This is a genomic window from Eximiradius proteiniborus (genome assembly GCF_058546985.1).
Window position 1 is genome coordinate 1,523,153 of the sequence record NZ_CM178592.1, and the last position, 14,817, is coordinate 1,537,969.

Consider the following 14,817-nt stretch of genomic DNA (forward strand, 5'->3'; position numbering starts at 1 on the left):
TAATGAACGGAGAAACAACCAAAGGATCTGTTCTGATTGTGGATGATGTTCCCGAGAACTTGCAAGTGCTGGGGAACGTTTTGCTACAGAAAGGATTAGATGTCGGATTTGCAACCAACGGCGAAGAAGCATTGGAAGCAGTTCAATACAGCAAACCAGACCTGATTTTGCTTGATATAATGATGCCCGGAATAAGCGGTATTACCGTTTGCCAAAAGTTAAAATCAAATCCTGAAACTCAGGATATACCTGTAATTTTTCTTACAGCAAAAACTCAACCAGAGGATATAATCAAAGGTTTCGAAGTAGGTGCGGTAGATTACGTTACCAAACCATTCAACTCTGGCGAACTGCTTGCGCGTGTGATGACTCAATTAGAACTGAAAAAATCGCGGGATTTAATCGCAAAACAGATTGAAGAACTAATGGAACTCAACGCAACCAAAGACAAGTTCTTCTCAATAATCGCACACGACCTTCGCGGACCATTCAGCGGCTTGCTGGGACTTACTGATTTGCTATCGCAAGAAGGCGAATCAATGAATCAGGAGGAAATAATTGATCTGATAAAAAAAATGCACCAAACTTTAAAAAATCAATATTCCCTGCTTGAAAATCTTTTGCAATGGGCAAGCATACAAACTCAGAGACTCCGACCTCAACCTATAAAGGTAAATTTATTGAGAACAGCAAAAGATGTGATTTCGCTTCTCCAAGCAAATGCAGACAAAAAAGACATAGAAATAATTAACGAGATATTACCGGAACATAATGTATTTGTTGATAAGCAGATGATAACATCGGTAATTCACAATTTGCTTACAAATGCTATAAAATTTTCATTCGAAGGCGGAAAGATTATTTTCGAATCAGTATATGCAGAAAATGGCATATTGCTTAAAGTAATCGACAACGGAGTTGGCATACCCGACGAAGTAAAATCAAAACTCTTTAAGATAGACAAGCATCATTCCACTCTGGGAACAAAGAACGAAAAGGGTTCGGGTCTGGGCTTAATCCTATGCAAAGAGATGGTTGAGAAAAACGGAGGCAAAATCTGGGCTGAAAGAAACACTAATGCAAGCGGGACAACGTTTTTCGTTTTATTACCGGAAGCAAATTAGTTTGAAAATTCGAGTGAAATATACTGTAATATTTGCTTTTTGGCTGTGTTTTTTATCCCAAATTGCAATTGGCAGTCAGTTTACTAATCAAAAGTTAGTGCCATCGGTTCGCTTCCCAGAACAATATGAAATAGGAGTGATAAGGTTTTCCGGCAATTCTTTTTTTTCTGAAAATCAGTTACGTAATATAATTCAGACAAAAGAGACAAACCGAAGCTTTCCTCACAAAGTATTGCAAGCATACCTGAACGAAAGCAAGAAAAACAAAGCCGCTCCCCGCGTATTAATGCGAGAGATTAATACTGCAATAAAATCGCTTGAACACGAAATAAGCCTTTTCGACAGCAAACTTATTGAAACTGATTCATTTACCATCTGGCAATACTACAATATTCAGGGTTTCCACGATGTTCGTATTCGAATATTAGTTGTTCCAGACTACCAGAAACGACAAAATACACTGAATTTTCTTATTTCGGAAGGCAAACGCTACAAGCTCGATACACTTGTGCTGCTCGGACTTGAACAATTATCTCAAGATGTATTAAATAAAATTAAAGTTCAACTCAGTAGGCTACCTAATATAGAATTTTACGACGAACAGGCAATTTTAGAAAGAATAAATACACTTTACGAAATACTTTTAAATAACGGATATTATTCAGCATCATACAAGCGACCAACAGTTAGTATGGACACGCTTGCAAAGAAAGACAGCGTTACGGTGATATTTAACTTAGGGCAAAGAATAATATTCGGGAATTTGTATTATATCGACTCTACTCGTGGACAACACATAGTTACCCACGAAATGAAACGACGGCAGTTTGAAATAAAAACCGGCGACTGGTATAGCCGCAGCAAAGTTAATACTACAATCGAAAATCTGCTCTCTCTTGGGACTTTTGAATCAGTTGAAATTGATACTTGTAATAATCACGATAGGGATTCTGTTGTTGATTTTTGTTTAAAAACAGTATATAGAAAACAAAAGGAATGGAGTTTGGCTCTATTTTCGAATCGCACACCTATGACAAACTTTAATGCAGGTATCGAGGGAAACATAAGCCATAGAAATTTGTTTGGCAATGCTCAGAATGGTTCGTTTTATACAAGTTTTTCGTTCAAAGATGTCGGGAAGACACTACAAAACATAGATAATTTAGATTATGAAATGCTTGTAGGCGTTCGTTTTTATCAACCGTTGCTGTGGGTAGTGGACTATACGCGAGTTGCAGCTACAACAAGTTTGAATTATTCAATACGCAAAGTTTATAATTTATTTCAGCTGAATACTTTGCAGTTTCCAATACGTTTTTCGCTTATATTGCCCAAAAGAACATTTTTTAATTCAGTAAGTATAGATTTCACTTTTGAACGCGAAAATCCGGTAAATTACAATACAGCAATAGCGGAGGCATCCCGTCGGACAAGCAATCCGGAAGATTCCCTGCGTGTAATTGAATCATTTTATTTATACAACAACCTGTACCAGTATTTAAATGAACCGGATTTTCATCTCTGGACTTCGAATACAATGGGCATCAATTTAATTAGTGATAAGAAAAACGATGTATTCAATCCGAGCAAAGGTTCATATACTTTGATAAATATTGACGGATGGAATATTTTTCTATCGCATCCATCAATATCGGGCATAGCAAGATATTTTCGTGTGCATTTTCTGCATAGCCAGTATTTTTCGATTAGCGATAATTTAGTTTTTGCAGCAAAAGGGCGATTTGGAGCAATTAAATTGATGCAAGAAGCAAATGTGTATGTTCCAATCGAGCGACAATTCTTTGCAGGAGGGAGCAATAGCGTTCGCGGATGGAGTTCAAGAACATTACGTTACACAAAAATCACATCGCAAACTTTTGGCTCGAGCAGGACTTATCAATATATGCAAAATTTCATCGGAAATGCAGGACTGCTCGAAGGAAGTTTAGAATTCAGATACAGATTTCCATATTATCGATGGTTGAATGAATTCCTTGCCGAACATTTGAGTAATATTACATTTACAACATTTGCAGATTTTGGAAATGCTTTTGATTGGTTTGTAGGAGTGGACGATTACAAATTGAAATTTACAGATTATTTCTTAAAGCTTGCAGTTTCGGCAGGGTTTGGAATTGGTTATATTACGCCAATAGGTCCGTTCCGGCTTGATGTTGCAACTCCGTTGCACGACCCCACAGGAAGGCGAAAAGCATTTTCCCGCACAGTGTATCACTTTGGCATAGGCTATGCTTTTTGATAATCACCTGCGGCTTCGGCAGCTTGCCGTTTTCGCAAACCAATCGCAGCTACCCAAATGCTAATTTCGTAAAGCAAAAACAAAGGAGCAGCAAAAATCAGCTGGCTGATTGGGTCGGGAGTTGGAGTAATCACAGCAGCAATGATTAGAATAACAATAACAGAATGTCGCCAATATTTTCTTAGCATCTTTGGAGTAACAATACCAAATCGGGCGAGCACAAAACTAATCATTGGCATTTCAAATAGTATCCCCGAAGCAAGCAGTATCATTGTTAGAAAGCTAAAATACTCATTGATGTCGATGATATTTTTTATTTTGTCGCTCCCGAAGCTTGCAGCAAAAGCAAGCATCGAAGGTATCATCACGAAATAAGAAAATGCTACACCAACGAAAAAGCAAAGCGATGTGAAAAAAGTAATCGTCGATACCCAACGTTTCTCGTGTTCGTATAGAGCAGGTTTGATAAAAGCCCAAAGCTGATATAGCATAAACGGAAACGAAAATATAATCCCGACAACAAGAATAACTTTAAAGTAAAGAAATGGTTGCCCAAAAGGTTTTAGATTTTGCAAATCAAGATTTGCGTTTGCCGCTGGATTGAGCAGCACCCAATCCATAATATTGCCAATAAACACACCAGCAATCAGGCAACCGATTAATATTCCAACGACAGAATAGATTATTCGCCGTCTGAGTTCTTCGACGTGGTCCCAAAAGCCTAATCCACTTTCTTCTTCTTCTATTTCATTTATTTGTTCGTTGCTCATATACAAAATTTATTAAAATAAAATACAAAAATAAGTAAAAAATTTATTGATTTTTTGAAAATTTCTTGTTAAGTTTATTAGATTAGTATCAAAGGTTTTTATGAAGAAAGTTATACCAATATTTTTTATTATTGTGTTATTACTATCAAGTTGCGGAGTAGTTGAAAACCCTGTCGATGATATTACTACGGTTAAAATAAAATCTGAAACAAAATACAAAATTGATTTATCCAATCAATCAGACAAACAAATTTTATATAAGAAAAATTACTCAATTGACCAGAATCTTATCAATTACACGGAATATTACGCAAATGGCAGTGTGAAATCTTATTCTGAATATCAATATGATAACGCTAAAACAACAGAAGAACAGAAAAAATTTGATGAGAAAGGAAACTTAATTGGCATAGTGAGAGTGCTTTCGGTAGTTGATGAAACCGGGAAAATAAAAGAAAAAACTCTGATTTCCGGCGACGGCAAAATCATCTCAAAAGAGACTTATTCTTACGACACACGCGGGAACTTGCTGCAAAAGGAAGTTCGAAACTTTCAGGTTGGAACTATTTTGCACTATGAATATTCTTATTTATATAACAACGGAAGCTTAATCGAACGAACTGTTAGCGAAAAAACTTCCAACGAAACCGTAATCACAAAAGAATCCCTGAATTACAAACAAGAAGAAAAAGCACTGCAAATAATCAATTACGGCAAGGACGGCTCAATACAAAAAATAAGAACGTTCTATTATAACAAATACGGACTTATTTCTATCGAAACGGTTGCAGATTTGAACGGGAATTTGCTCGAAAAATATCAATATAGCTATATTTACTATTAATCCATATATTAGATATAATTAATACATAAAAAGAGGTGCAGATGCACCTCTTTTAGTATTTATCCGGACAAATATTAAGATTTATTTTCTTCTTTTGCAGTTTTTGGTTTTTTAGTTTTCGAAGGCGAGAGAATTACAGAAAGATTTTTCCCTTCGAATTTCAAAGGCGAATCAACTTTTGCTATATCGGACATTTCTTCGATAAATTTTTCGAGAAGTTCTTTGCCGATATCAGTGTGAGCAATTTCACGACCACGGAAAATTACGGAGGCTTTCACTTTGCTACCTTCTTCAATAAAAGCGCGGGCGTGTTTGAGTTTGAAATTAAAGTCGTGCGAAGCTGTCCGCGACTTAAATCTAATTTCTTTCATCTGAGAAGCAGCGGAATTCTTTTTGATTTGCTTTTCTTTCTTTTGGAGTTCGTAAGAAAATTTTCCGTAATCGATTAATTTACAAACGGGAGGATTGGCTTGTGGAGCAATTTCTACTAAATCAATTTCGCGTTCTTCGGCTAATTTCAAGGCATCTTTGACGGTCATTATTCCGAGCATACCACCGTCAGTATCTACGACTCGTACCTCTTTGGCTGTAATTTCGTTGTTAATCCTGTGTTTTCTTTGTGCTTCTTTTGTTTCTCTTTGTTTCCCAATATTTGGGTTTCCAACAACAAATGCAGATTTCAAGCAGTTCCTTTAAATTTGTTAATAATACTTAAATTAATATTGCAAATATATTATTTGATAAGACGAAAATCAAACTAAAAATTTGAAAAAAAAATTTTTTTTCTTATATTTATGTGAAATACATAATTGATTAGAGTTGATTTGCTTACTGCTTTACTTATAGGAATTTTTGTAGGTTTTCTGCTTGCAATGCCACCGGGTCCCATAGGGGTGCTTTCCATCAAGATGGGGCTAAACAAAAAAATACGCCCTGCAATGTATGTTGCTATTGGTTCAGGAGTTGCAGATTTTATCATTTGTTTCGTTGCAATCACAGCTGCAACGGCAGTAATGCAGGCATTGCACAGCTTTTTCGATTGTCATCCTATTTATTCAATTTTGTTTCAGTCGCTATTAATAATTGCTTTTCTTGTGTATGGATTATACAGTTTGTTGAAAAGCAAGCCTCAATCAGAGAGGCAAATCGAAGATACCGATTTGGAAGAGAGAAACAACTTTGTTCGCCATTTCAAGGAAAAAGGACCGTTTCTGTTAGGTTTTGGTTTGGCTATTGCGAACATTGCAAATCCGACTTTTTTGCCGTCCATTGGATATGTGGGCGTTCAGGTACAAAAATTCACATTGTTTGAAATCACAACGTTCAACAACCTATTGTATTCAATTGGTTTCGGGATAGGCAATTTTGTTTGGCTCTACACTTTATCGAACATTGTTTTCAGATTGAAGAATAAATTTTCAGATAATCTAATTGTAAGAGTGAAGCAATTTGCCGGGCTAACTTTTATAAGTTTTGGCGGGATATTAGGCTGGCGGTTGCTGTTTTTTACCAAATGGTCTGAAGTATTAAGGCTGGTGATTACCTCCATCTGATAGAATTTTCTCATAATCAACAAATAAGTGCTTTTCTTTGATATAATTAATCAGTTTGAAATACACAGGCGAGTGCATAAGCACTTGGGCATTTCCAATAATAATCAGTTTTTCTTTTGCACGAGTAATTGCAACATTTAGTTTGCGGTCCACAATACTACCATTAAACGAAGTTACATTAGAAATCAACTCAATATCGATTGGTCTATTGACAGCAAACGAGATTATGATTGTCCGGCGTTCGGAACCCTGGAAGCGTTCGACTGTATCTACATCAATTATTTGAGATAATTCACCCAGATTTTTAAATATTTCGTTGCCCTGCAAACGAAAGGCAACAATTATTCCGATATCGGAATTATCAAGTCTGTTGCCGAGTTTGCGAGCCATAGATTTTGCAATATTGGAAGCAATTTCAGCTTCAATTTTGTTTGTTTTGCTTGTGCGTGTTTTCGGTGTGTTAATAAAAATAATATCGGACGCATTCAAAAATTCAAAATCATCGCAAAACTGTGGCTCGGCGGAATTGCTTTGAACAAACCGGGATAACTTCAACTTGTTTTCGTAGAACAGAAAATTGGCTAATTCCATTATAGGTTGCTTCATACGGGACTGGTAGGAAAGCATACCGTAGAAGTCTTGCCAATTGTTCTTTTGTGCAATTTTGAGTAAGCGTTCAAAATATGAAACGCTTAAATCGCACATTTCAATTTGCGAGAGGTCATCGTCTTTGATTTTTGCACGTCCATTTTGCAAAGGAACAACCGCCGGGAGTTGCTTTTCGTCGCCAATAAGCACAAATTTTTTCACCTGCGAGACTAATGAGTAAATATACACTTCCAAAATTTGGCTTGCTTCATCGACAATTGCAATATCAAAATTCTTGATTTGGAACAGTTCGTTTGAGGTTAAAACAGACGAAATTGTGCTAACAAAAACACGACAACTTTTGATTTTCAGAAACAAATCCGAAAAACGCATTTTTTCAGCCAAAGCTGCAATAGAATTTTCCTGAATTTCTGTCGATTCTTTGTTCCCAAGCCGCAAAAAAGGAAAATCGGGCGATATTTTTTTCAGAGTAAGACAAATTTCATCAACTGCACGATTGGTGTATGCTACAAGCAATATATTCGAATTTGTGTTCTCGAAGTAATATTTAACTAAGTATCGAAGCAAATAAGAAGTCTTCCCTACACCGGGAGGTCCCTGGACAAGAAAATAATCGCTTGCCGCAATGATTTTATTGAGCAACTCATTTTGTTCGTCAATAAGTTCGGGATATTGAATTGCGGGCTGAGTGCTTGATTGCGGTTTGGTAAGTCCCAGCAATAGCTGGCGTTTTTGTGCTGAACATCTTAGGAGCGAAAATACAGATGAATAAAGATAGCCCGAGATTGTATCGCTTTGTTCCTGTTCAATTATCCACTTATGATTGGCATCGAAATTATAATTTATTAGTTTATTAATTAAGCTGATAGTAATTTCAGAATTGGAGATGGACGAAATAATACCTTTTAGCAGCTGATTATTATTGCCGGGCGATAGTTCCGGGTTTTGCTTTTTTAATAAACAAAGGTCGCCCTTTCGGATTACGTTAATTTTAGAATTAATGTTGTTTTGCAGAAATGTAAGATGCATTTTGGTGAAATCAGATTTTTCAGGCAGAAGCGAAAGATTTGCAATGATTGTGCCCTTCTCTATTTTTTCTTCAACAGATTCGAGCCACTGAGACGAAACGCTTGTGGAGCTTAGGTCGTCGCCAATTTTGTTGTGGAAACTCAGTTGAGCGATAAATCCAATTGTTTTGGCAATCAGCTTCTGTTCCAATTTTGAACTTGAATTGTAAAGCCGTCTGTATAGCTCGAAATCTGCACTTATGTAGGATGGTAAATTCGAAGAATATTCTGTATCCTGAAAAATTTTCTGAATTTGATTATCGGGGTCGTCTGCTATTCTTTTTAGAAACACAGCAATTGCATTACGGCAACGAATAATTTGTTGCTTAAGCAACAAGCTGTTTGGGACATTGCGAAGATGGTTCTGGGCAGCTGCAATGTAGAGTATGCTCGCGAAAACTGATTTATTGCTCAGATTTGCTTCGAGCAGCATAATATAGCAGATTGCCTGAACAACGTGATTTTTCCAGATTGCAAGCGAATATGATTTGTCGTAGTCGATGTAGGATAAATTAGAATTTGGGGACTTTCCGCTTTTAAGTTCCACAGCAAATAGTTCTTTTGCATTTTCGGCAAGCAAATCCAAACGCCCGCTAATACCATACTCCGGAGCGATAAATGAAGGTTCTATATAAGCACGTTCAAGGGAAATTTTTTGAACGTTCTGCCTGATAACCTCGAAAGAATTCAGCAATTCATAATATAGTTCTTTCAGATCATCTATTGAATGGACTGCTGCAACTGACTGAATTGGCTTGTTTTTGAGAGCTTTCTGGAAGCAATCCTGATAGTTTGCATTCTCGTCGAGAATTAGTTCGTCAAACAATGAATTGACTATATTTCCTTTTAATATTGCCCGATTGGTGATGCGTTCACTGATTTTTTTAATAAAATAGAGAAAAGGATTAAAGTCCTGTTGCGAAAAGCATTCAGAAATATCGGTAACATCGATTAGATAGTCGGGCTCGAAAACAACGAGAGAATAACTGCTTGTTTCGAAAATATCTCCATTTTGAGAAAGATTATGAAGATGTAATGTAGTGTTTTCCGAAAGTTCGCTTGCAAGTAATTGCCAATGATGATTTAGTTTAACTTTAAACATTATGCCGTCATCGTTTTCGAGAGTGAGCAAGCAGTGGTCGCTTTCTTTGTGGCTTTCTACGCTTTTGACATATGCTCTCGTGCTCGACTTTGTGTAAGGAAGTGTTTTGTTGTGTTCATCTGAAATTAATTCAATATTAGTGAAATTAGCAAGTTCGATATCGGGAAAGACTAATTTTTGTTTAGCAACAAAATGGAAAATCAGGGATAAATTAGCAAAGTAGGTAAAGAAATGACTTTGAATAATTTTATCATTATGATGTCGGGCTTGATTTGCGATATATCGAACGAAATGAATTCTTTTAGCAAGTTTATTGTCGAAACTATATTTTTTGATGATATAAATGATACGTTGGTAGAAACTCGAAAAAATCTGCAAATTTTCTTCATCGAATTTAATAAAAAAATCCTTGAATACTTTGAAAGCAGCAAGGATTTTTTGACGGTCATTTAAATCAGTGCTTAGATAAATCTCATTAATTCGTTCTAAACAGTATTTTGCAAAATCGTCGTTTATCATTCATCGGGTCTAATGTCTCTAATAGAAATTTGGGGTGCTTTTTGCCCATTCAAGTTATGGGTTTCGAGATTGTAAATAATTGAGAATGATTTGCCGCCGGTGCAAAGATGAATTTTATGGGCAAGATTGGGACCAATTGCATCAATAACAAAATTATTTTGAATAGCCCGGAATTTGATGCTATTGTTGCCAACAATTTTCACACCATTGAGAGAGCGAACACCACGGGTAAAGAAATAAGGCTTGTTGTTAATAAACCCGAACGGGGCAAATTTATTAAGAATTTTCAAGAACTGCGGCGAAAGCTCATTAAATTGAAGTTCGACATCTATTTCAATTTTTGGAACAAGCATATCGTCGGTAATGTATTGATGGGCAATTTCGTCGAGAGCTTCACGAAAAGCAGGAATATTTTCAATTTTGAGCGACAGCCCCGCAGCGTGCTTATGCCCGCCGAATTCAATCAGAAGATGTTCGCATTTTTTCAGAGCGGAGTGGATATCAAAATTGTTAATGCTACGTGCAGAACCTTTAGCAATACCATCGATTGTTGTAAGAAGCACAGTCGGGAGGTGGAATTTATCCACAAGTCGGGAAGCAACAATGCCGATTACGCCAGCGTGCCAGTTAGGACCGTGGATAACCAAGCTACGTCTGTCTTTTTCGGCAATGAGTTGCTCAGCAATAGGCACAGCTTCGTCGAAGGTTTGCTGGTCGAAGAGTCGGCGTTTGCGATTTTCGTCTTCGAGCATTTGTGCAATACGGAAGGATGCGTATTCATCTTGTTGTATCATCATTTCTACAGAGCGGCGCGGGTCGCCGAGACGTCCGGCAGCATTAATCAGCGGTGCAATTGCATACACAATGTTTGATGCAGTAATACGCCCCAGTTTTAATCCCGTGCAATAAATAAGCCCTTTAATTCCAGGGCGCGGCTCAGTATTAAGCTGCTGCAAACCGTAGTAAACCATTATGCGGTTTTCGCCGATAAGCGGCACCATATCAGCAGCAGAAGCAATAGCAACAAAATCAAGATATTTATATGCGATTTCCGGTTTTCCAATTGCTTGCGAAATAGCCTGAATAAATTTAAAAGACACCCCACAGGCAGCCAACGATTTGAAAGGATACTGGCAGCCGGGAATTAATGGGTCCAAAATGGCAAAAACATCAGGGAGTTCGTCGCCGGGCTCGTGGTGGTCGCAAATAATTGTGTCCAAGCCACTTTCACTTGCATAGCGAAGAGCATCGTAAGAAGTAATACCGACATCAACAGTAATTAGTATTTTCGATTTTTTTTGAAGGGCTAAATCTATGCTTTTCTTAGAAAGTCCGTAGCCATCTTCGAAGCGATTAGGAATATAATAATCAACTTTTGCCCCTATCTCTCGCAAGAAGAGGCACACCATAGACGCACTTGCAGTACCATCAACATCGTAATCGCCGTGAACCCATATCTGTTCGCCTTCATCTCTTGCTTTCAGAATTCTCTCGACTGCTTTTTTCATATCCCTCATAATAAAGGGGTCGTGGAGCTTGTCGAGAGATGGCTCGAAGAAGTTTTCTGCTTCTTCGACCGTTTTCAGGTTTCTTGCAACAAGAACGCGTGCCAGACTAACCGGTATCTTTAATTGTTTTGCTAAATCATGTACTGCTGTATCGTCTTCATTCTTAAAGGTCCAACGATATTTCAAATTATAACCATATTATTTACTCAATTAATACAAAATTAATAAAATATACTATAATATCAAAATATAGTGTGTAATTTTTTACACAGTATTATTTAAAACACCGGAATATGATGAAAAATTAATTCAATTTACACCAAAAATTAACATAAAATTAACCTGCGATTAATCATTCAATTTTTATAAAATAATTTGTGTTATCAGATGAAGAAAAGAATAACAGAAAAGTATTAGCCCCGCTAAATTGCGGGGCTAAGTGTTATTTATCGAAAATCATTGTAAGGAGTGCCATTCGCACATACAAGCCGTTTTCAGCCTGGCGGAAATATGCAGCACGTGGGTCTGCATCAACCGAATGGTCTATTTCCACTGAACGTGGGAGCGGGTGCATAATGATTGAATTATATTTCATTCTTTGCAATACATCTAAATTAATGTTGTATTGGGATAAATCAACGTGTTTGTTTTCGAGCCGCTCGCGTTCGATACGGGTTTGATAGACGACATCTACTTTGCCGATAATCTCGCCAATATTATCCAAAAGTTGGTAATTGACGCCTTTTTCGTCCAAATGTTCGAGGATATCCGGTTTAATTTGAATTTCTTTTGGAGCAACGAAATAGAGTTTCACTCTTTCGAATTTACTCAAAAGATAAGCCAGCGAGCGAACAGTTCGCCCATAATCGAGAGCCCCTACGAATGCAACAGAAAGTCCGTCGAGAGTTTTGCATTCGTTGTAGATTGTATAGAGGTCGAGCAAAGCTTGAGTGGGGTGCTGCCCGCCCGAGCCATCGCCTGCGTTAATGATAGGCACCGGCGAGATAGCAGCAGCACGTTTTGCACCGCCTTCCTCGTGATGACGCAATACAATCACATCGCAATAGTTTGCAATAATGCGAATAGTGTCTTCTAAACGTTCGCCCTCGATTTCTGAAGAGAATTCCATAGCCTGCTCGGTAGATAGCACTTTACCACCCAAGCGAAACATAGCTGCTTCGAACGAAAAGCGAGTGCGTGTGGAAGGCTTGTAGAAAAGTGAAGCCATAATTTTGTTCTCGTAGTCGCGAGTGCCGCCACGCAAAGAAATTTTTTTCATCAGCTCGGTTCGTTCGAACAATTCGAGGATTTTTGGGACAGTGAACTGCTGGGATTCTACAATATGACGCATATATTTTTCCTTGAAGTAGTTTTTGCAAATATAAGAAAAAAATTAATTAGAAATGTGAGTTCCTGCTTTTTCTTCGAGGGCATCCATCAAACATTCGAAAGAAGTAATGATAGCCTTTTTCCCACCATTTTTAATAAATCTAATCACAGATTCAACTTTAGGTCCCATACTTCCGGCGGGGAAATGTCCCTCGTCGTAGTATTTTTGCAGTTCTTGAGTAGTAGCATAACGCAGACCTTTCATATCAGGTTTTTTGTAGTTTACATATACCTGGTCTGCATCAGTTGAAATAATGAACAAATCAACATTAAGCCCGTTAGCCAGCAATGCCGACGAACGGTCTTTGTCTATTACTGCTTCGCAACCAACGATAGAGCCATCTTTGCGTTTGACTACCGGAATACCTCCACCACCGAGAGCAATTGTAATAATATCTAAATCAATAATTTTCTTAATTACTTCTAACTGAAGCACTTCCATAGGTTCAGGTGATGGAACAACGCGTCTGTAGCCACGAGCAGCATCCTCGACAATGTCCCAGCCAAGTTTTTCCTTTTTCTCTTGGGCAACTTCTTTTGAGTAGAATGGTCCAATAGGTTTGGTAGGTTTTTGAAATGCCGGGTCGTTAGGGTCCACAGCAACCATAGTAGGCACAACGGTAACGAATTTATCTAAGCCAAGCAAGCTTAATTCGTGTTCCATAGCGATTTGGAGCATATAGCCGATTTCGCTTTGAGTAGTAGCGACGCACATATCGAGAGTGTGAGTATAAACTTCGCCGGCGGCGCGCTCTGAGCGAATCAGAGCGGCGCCAGCTTGCGGACCGTTTCCGTGAGTGATAACCACACGCCACCCCATTTTAATCATCTGAGCAATTGATTTTGCAGTTGCGTGTGCATTAGCAAGTTGTTCTTCGATTGTGCCGCGCTCCCCAGCTCTAATCAGAGAATTGCCACCGATGGCAATTAAAGCTGTATAAGCCACGATAAACTCCTTTTACTTTTTCATTAATTGATACATAATAGCTTTTTGAGCGTGGAGACGGTTTTCTGCTTCGTCGAAAACAACAGAATAAGGAGCGTCGATAACTTCGTCTGTAACTTCGTCGCCGCGATGAGCAGGCAAGCAGTGCATAAAGATTGCATCATCTTTTGCGTGTTTCATAAGTTCAGCATTAACCTGGAAAGGCATAAATATTTGACGGCGTTTTGCTGCCTCGGATTCCTGTCCCATAGATGCCCAAACGTCAGTATAGACAACGTCTGCACCTTTTACTCCTTCTTCTGGTGAATGAACAACTTCAATTTTTGCACCAGTTGCTTTTGCAGCTTCTGTGGCTTCCTGGAAAGCAATCAAATTAGGTTCAAAGCCTTTAGGGCAAGCAACTGTAACATTAACACCAAGACGGGCACCAGCATCCATAAGTGAATGAGCAACATTATTGCCATCACCGACATAGCAAAGCTTTAATCCTTCGAATTTTCCTTTGTGTTCTAAAATTGTCAGAAAATCAGCCATAGCCTGGCAAGGATGCGAGTAATCAGTAAGACCGTTGATGATAGGAATTCTTGCATAGCGAGCAAAATTTTCTACGATATCGTGTCCGAAAGTGCGAATCATTACGCCTTGGACCATACGTTCCAGATTTTTAGCAACGTCGTAAACAGATTCTCGTTTGCCTAAATTTATTTCGTTTGGCGAAAGATACAATGAGTAGCCACCTAATTGCTGAATACCTACATCGAAGCTTGTGCGAGTGCGAAGTGATGGTTTTTCGAAGATAAGGGCAAGAGTTTCGCCTTCTAATGCTTTCGAATACTTTTTACGGTCTTTTCTCATATCTTTTGCTAATTCAAAAGAAGCCAGAATTTCATCTGTTGTAAAATCCAAAACTGAAAGGAAGTCTTTTTTCATAATTATCTCCTAAAAAATAATAATTAAACAAAAAATGTATAAGAAGAAAGGTTTTATCAAACGGGTGCATCAGTTTGGTAGTGCCGAAATTGCAATATTTTGCCGGCACGGGATGCTGGAAGAGAAAAGGGCGGTCTTGAAATTCTACGCCGCTCTTTTGTGCTGAAATGACAATATGAATTATTCAGTATATACA

11 protein-coding genes are annotated in these 14,817 nt (G+C 38.0%); 4 read left to right on the forward strand and 7 right to left on the reverse strand.

Features of this window, described 5'->3' with window-relative positions; all coding sequences use genetic code 11:
- Positions 1-2 precede the first annotated feature (2 nt).
- Positions 3-1,124, forward strand: coding sequence for a hybrid sensor histidine kinase/response regulator (locus tag ACY2LT_RS06295; protein ID WP_491814585.1), 1,122 nt, complete (start codon positions 3-5; stop codon positions 1,122-1,124).
- Entirely contained in the window at positions 1,036-3,384 is a 2,349-nt protein-coding gene (locus ACY2LT_RS06300; RefSeq protein WP_491814587.1) for a BamA/OMP85 family outer membrane protein, read from the forward strand. The genes ACY2LT_RS06295 and ACY2LT_RS06300 overlap by 89 nt, the downstream gene beginning before the upstream one ends.
- Here the strand turns inward: ACY2LT_RS06300 and tatC are convergent.
- Entirely contained in the window at positions 3,372-4,154 is a 783-nt protein-coding gene (tatC, locus tag ACY2LT_RS06305) for a twin-arginine translocase subunit TatC (protein ID WP_491814589.1), read from the reverse strand. The two genes, ACY2LT_RS06300 and tatC, sit on opposite strands and share 13 nt — an antisense overlap.
- 100 nt (positions 4,155-4,254) lie before the next feature.
- On the opposite strand from tatC, the gene ACY2LT_RS06310 reads away from it, so the two are divergent.
- Positions 4,255-4,998 (forward strand): hypothetical protein, encoded by a 744-nt coding sequence (locus ACY2LT_RS06310; RefSeq protein ID WP_491814591.1) that lies wholly within the window; start codon positions 4,255-4,257, stop codon positions 4,996-4,998.
- Between the two features lie 74 nt (positions 4,999-5,072).
- On the opposite strand, the gene infC is transcribed toward ACY2LT_RS06310, so the two are convergent.
- A complete protein-coding gene (gene infC, locus ACY2LT_RS06315) occupies positions 5,073-5,681 on the reverse strand; it encodes a translation initiation factor IF-3 (protein WP_491814593.1) in 609 nt (202 codons plus the stop codon).
- Between the two features lie 126 nt (positions 5,682-5,807).
- Between infC and ACY2LT_RS06320 the strand changes: the two genes are divergently transcribed.
- Positions 5,808-6,551, forward strand: coding sequence for a LysE family translocator (locus tag ACY2LT_RS06320; protein WP_491814595.1), 744 nt, complete (start codon positions 5,808-5,810; stop codon positions 6,549-6,551).
- Here ACY2LT_RS06320 and ACY2LT_RS06325 read toward each other — a convergent pair.
- The 5 genes from ACY2LT_RS06325 to argF all read right to left on the reverse strand — a co-directional run bounded on the left by ACY2LT_RS06325 (position 6,525) and on the right by argF (position 14,621).
- Entirely contained in the window at positions 6,525-9,848 is a 3,324-nt protein-coding gene (locus ACY2LT_RS06325; RefSeq protein WP_491814597.1) for an ATP-dependent helicase, read from the reverse strand. The two genes, ACY2LT_RS06320 and ACY2LT_RS06325, sit on opposite strands and share 27 nt — an antisense overlap.
- Positions 9,845-11,542: a single-stranded-DNA-specific exonuclease RecJ gene (gene recJ / locus ACY2LT_RS06330; protein WP_491814599.1), complete on the reverse strand. Its 1,698-nt coding sequence runs from the start codon at positions 11,540-11,542 to the stop codon at positions 9,845-9,847. Before recJ ends, ACY2LT_RS06325 begins: the two co-directional genes overlap by 4 nt.
- A gap of 256 nt (positions 11,543-11,798) precedes the next feature.
- Complete coding sequence (gene pyrB / locus ACY2LT_RS06335) at positions 11,799-12,707, reverse strand: aspartate carbamoyltransferase (RefSeq protein WP_491814601.1); 909 nt, start codon at positions 12,705-12,707, stop codon at positions 11,799-11,801.
- Between the two features lie 42 nt (positions 12,708-12,749).
- Positions 12,750-13,691 carry a carbamate kinase gene (arcC, locus tag ACY2LT_RS06340; RefSeq protein WP_491814603.1) on the reverse strand — a complete coding sequence of 314 codons (942 nt, stop codon included), beginning with the start codon at positions 13,689-13,691 and terminating at the stop codon, positions 12,750-12,752.
- A 12-nt stretch (positions 13,692-13,703) separates the two neighbouring features.
- Positions 13,704-14,621, reverse strand: a complete 918-nt coding sequence (argF, locus tag ACY2LT_RS06345) for an ornithine carbamoyltransferase (RefSeq protein ID WP_491814605.1) — start codon at positions 14,619-14,621, stop codon at positions 13,704-13,706.
- Positions 14,622-14,817: the final 196 nt, after the last annotated feature.

Bases quoted from the DNA above. Each gene is read 5' to 3' on its own strand.
- ACY2LT_RS06295 (WP_491814585.1), top strand. From the start codon at position 3: ATGAACGGAGAAACAACCAAAGGATCTGTTCTGATTGTGGATGATGTT.
- tatC (WP_491814589.1), bottom strand. From the start codon at position 4,154: ATGAGCAACGAACAAATAAATGAAATAGAAGAAGAAGAAAGTGGATTA.
- ACY2LT_RS06310 (WP_491814591.1), top strand. From the start codon at position 4,255: ATGAAGAAAGTTATACCAATATTTTTTATTATTGTGTTATTACTATCA.
- ACY2LT_RS06325 (WP_491814597.1), bottom strand. From the start codon at position 9,848: ATGATAAACGACGATTTTGCAAAATACTGTTTAGAACGAATTAATGAG.
- pyrB (WP_491814601.1), bottom strand. From the start codon at position 12,707: ATGCGTCATATTGTAGAATCCCAGCAGTTCACTGTCCCAAAAATCCTC.
- argF (WP_491814605.1), bottom strand. From the start codon at position 14,621: ATGAAAAAAGACTTCCTTTCAGTTTTGGATTTTACAACAGATGAAATT.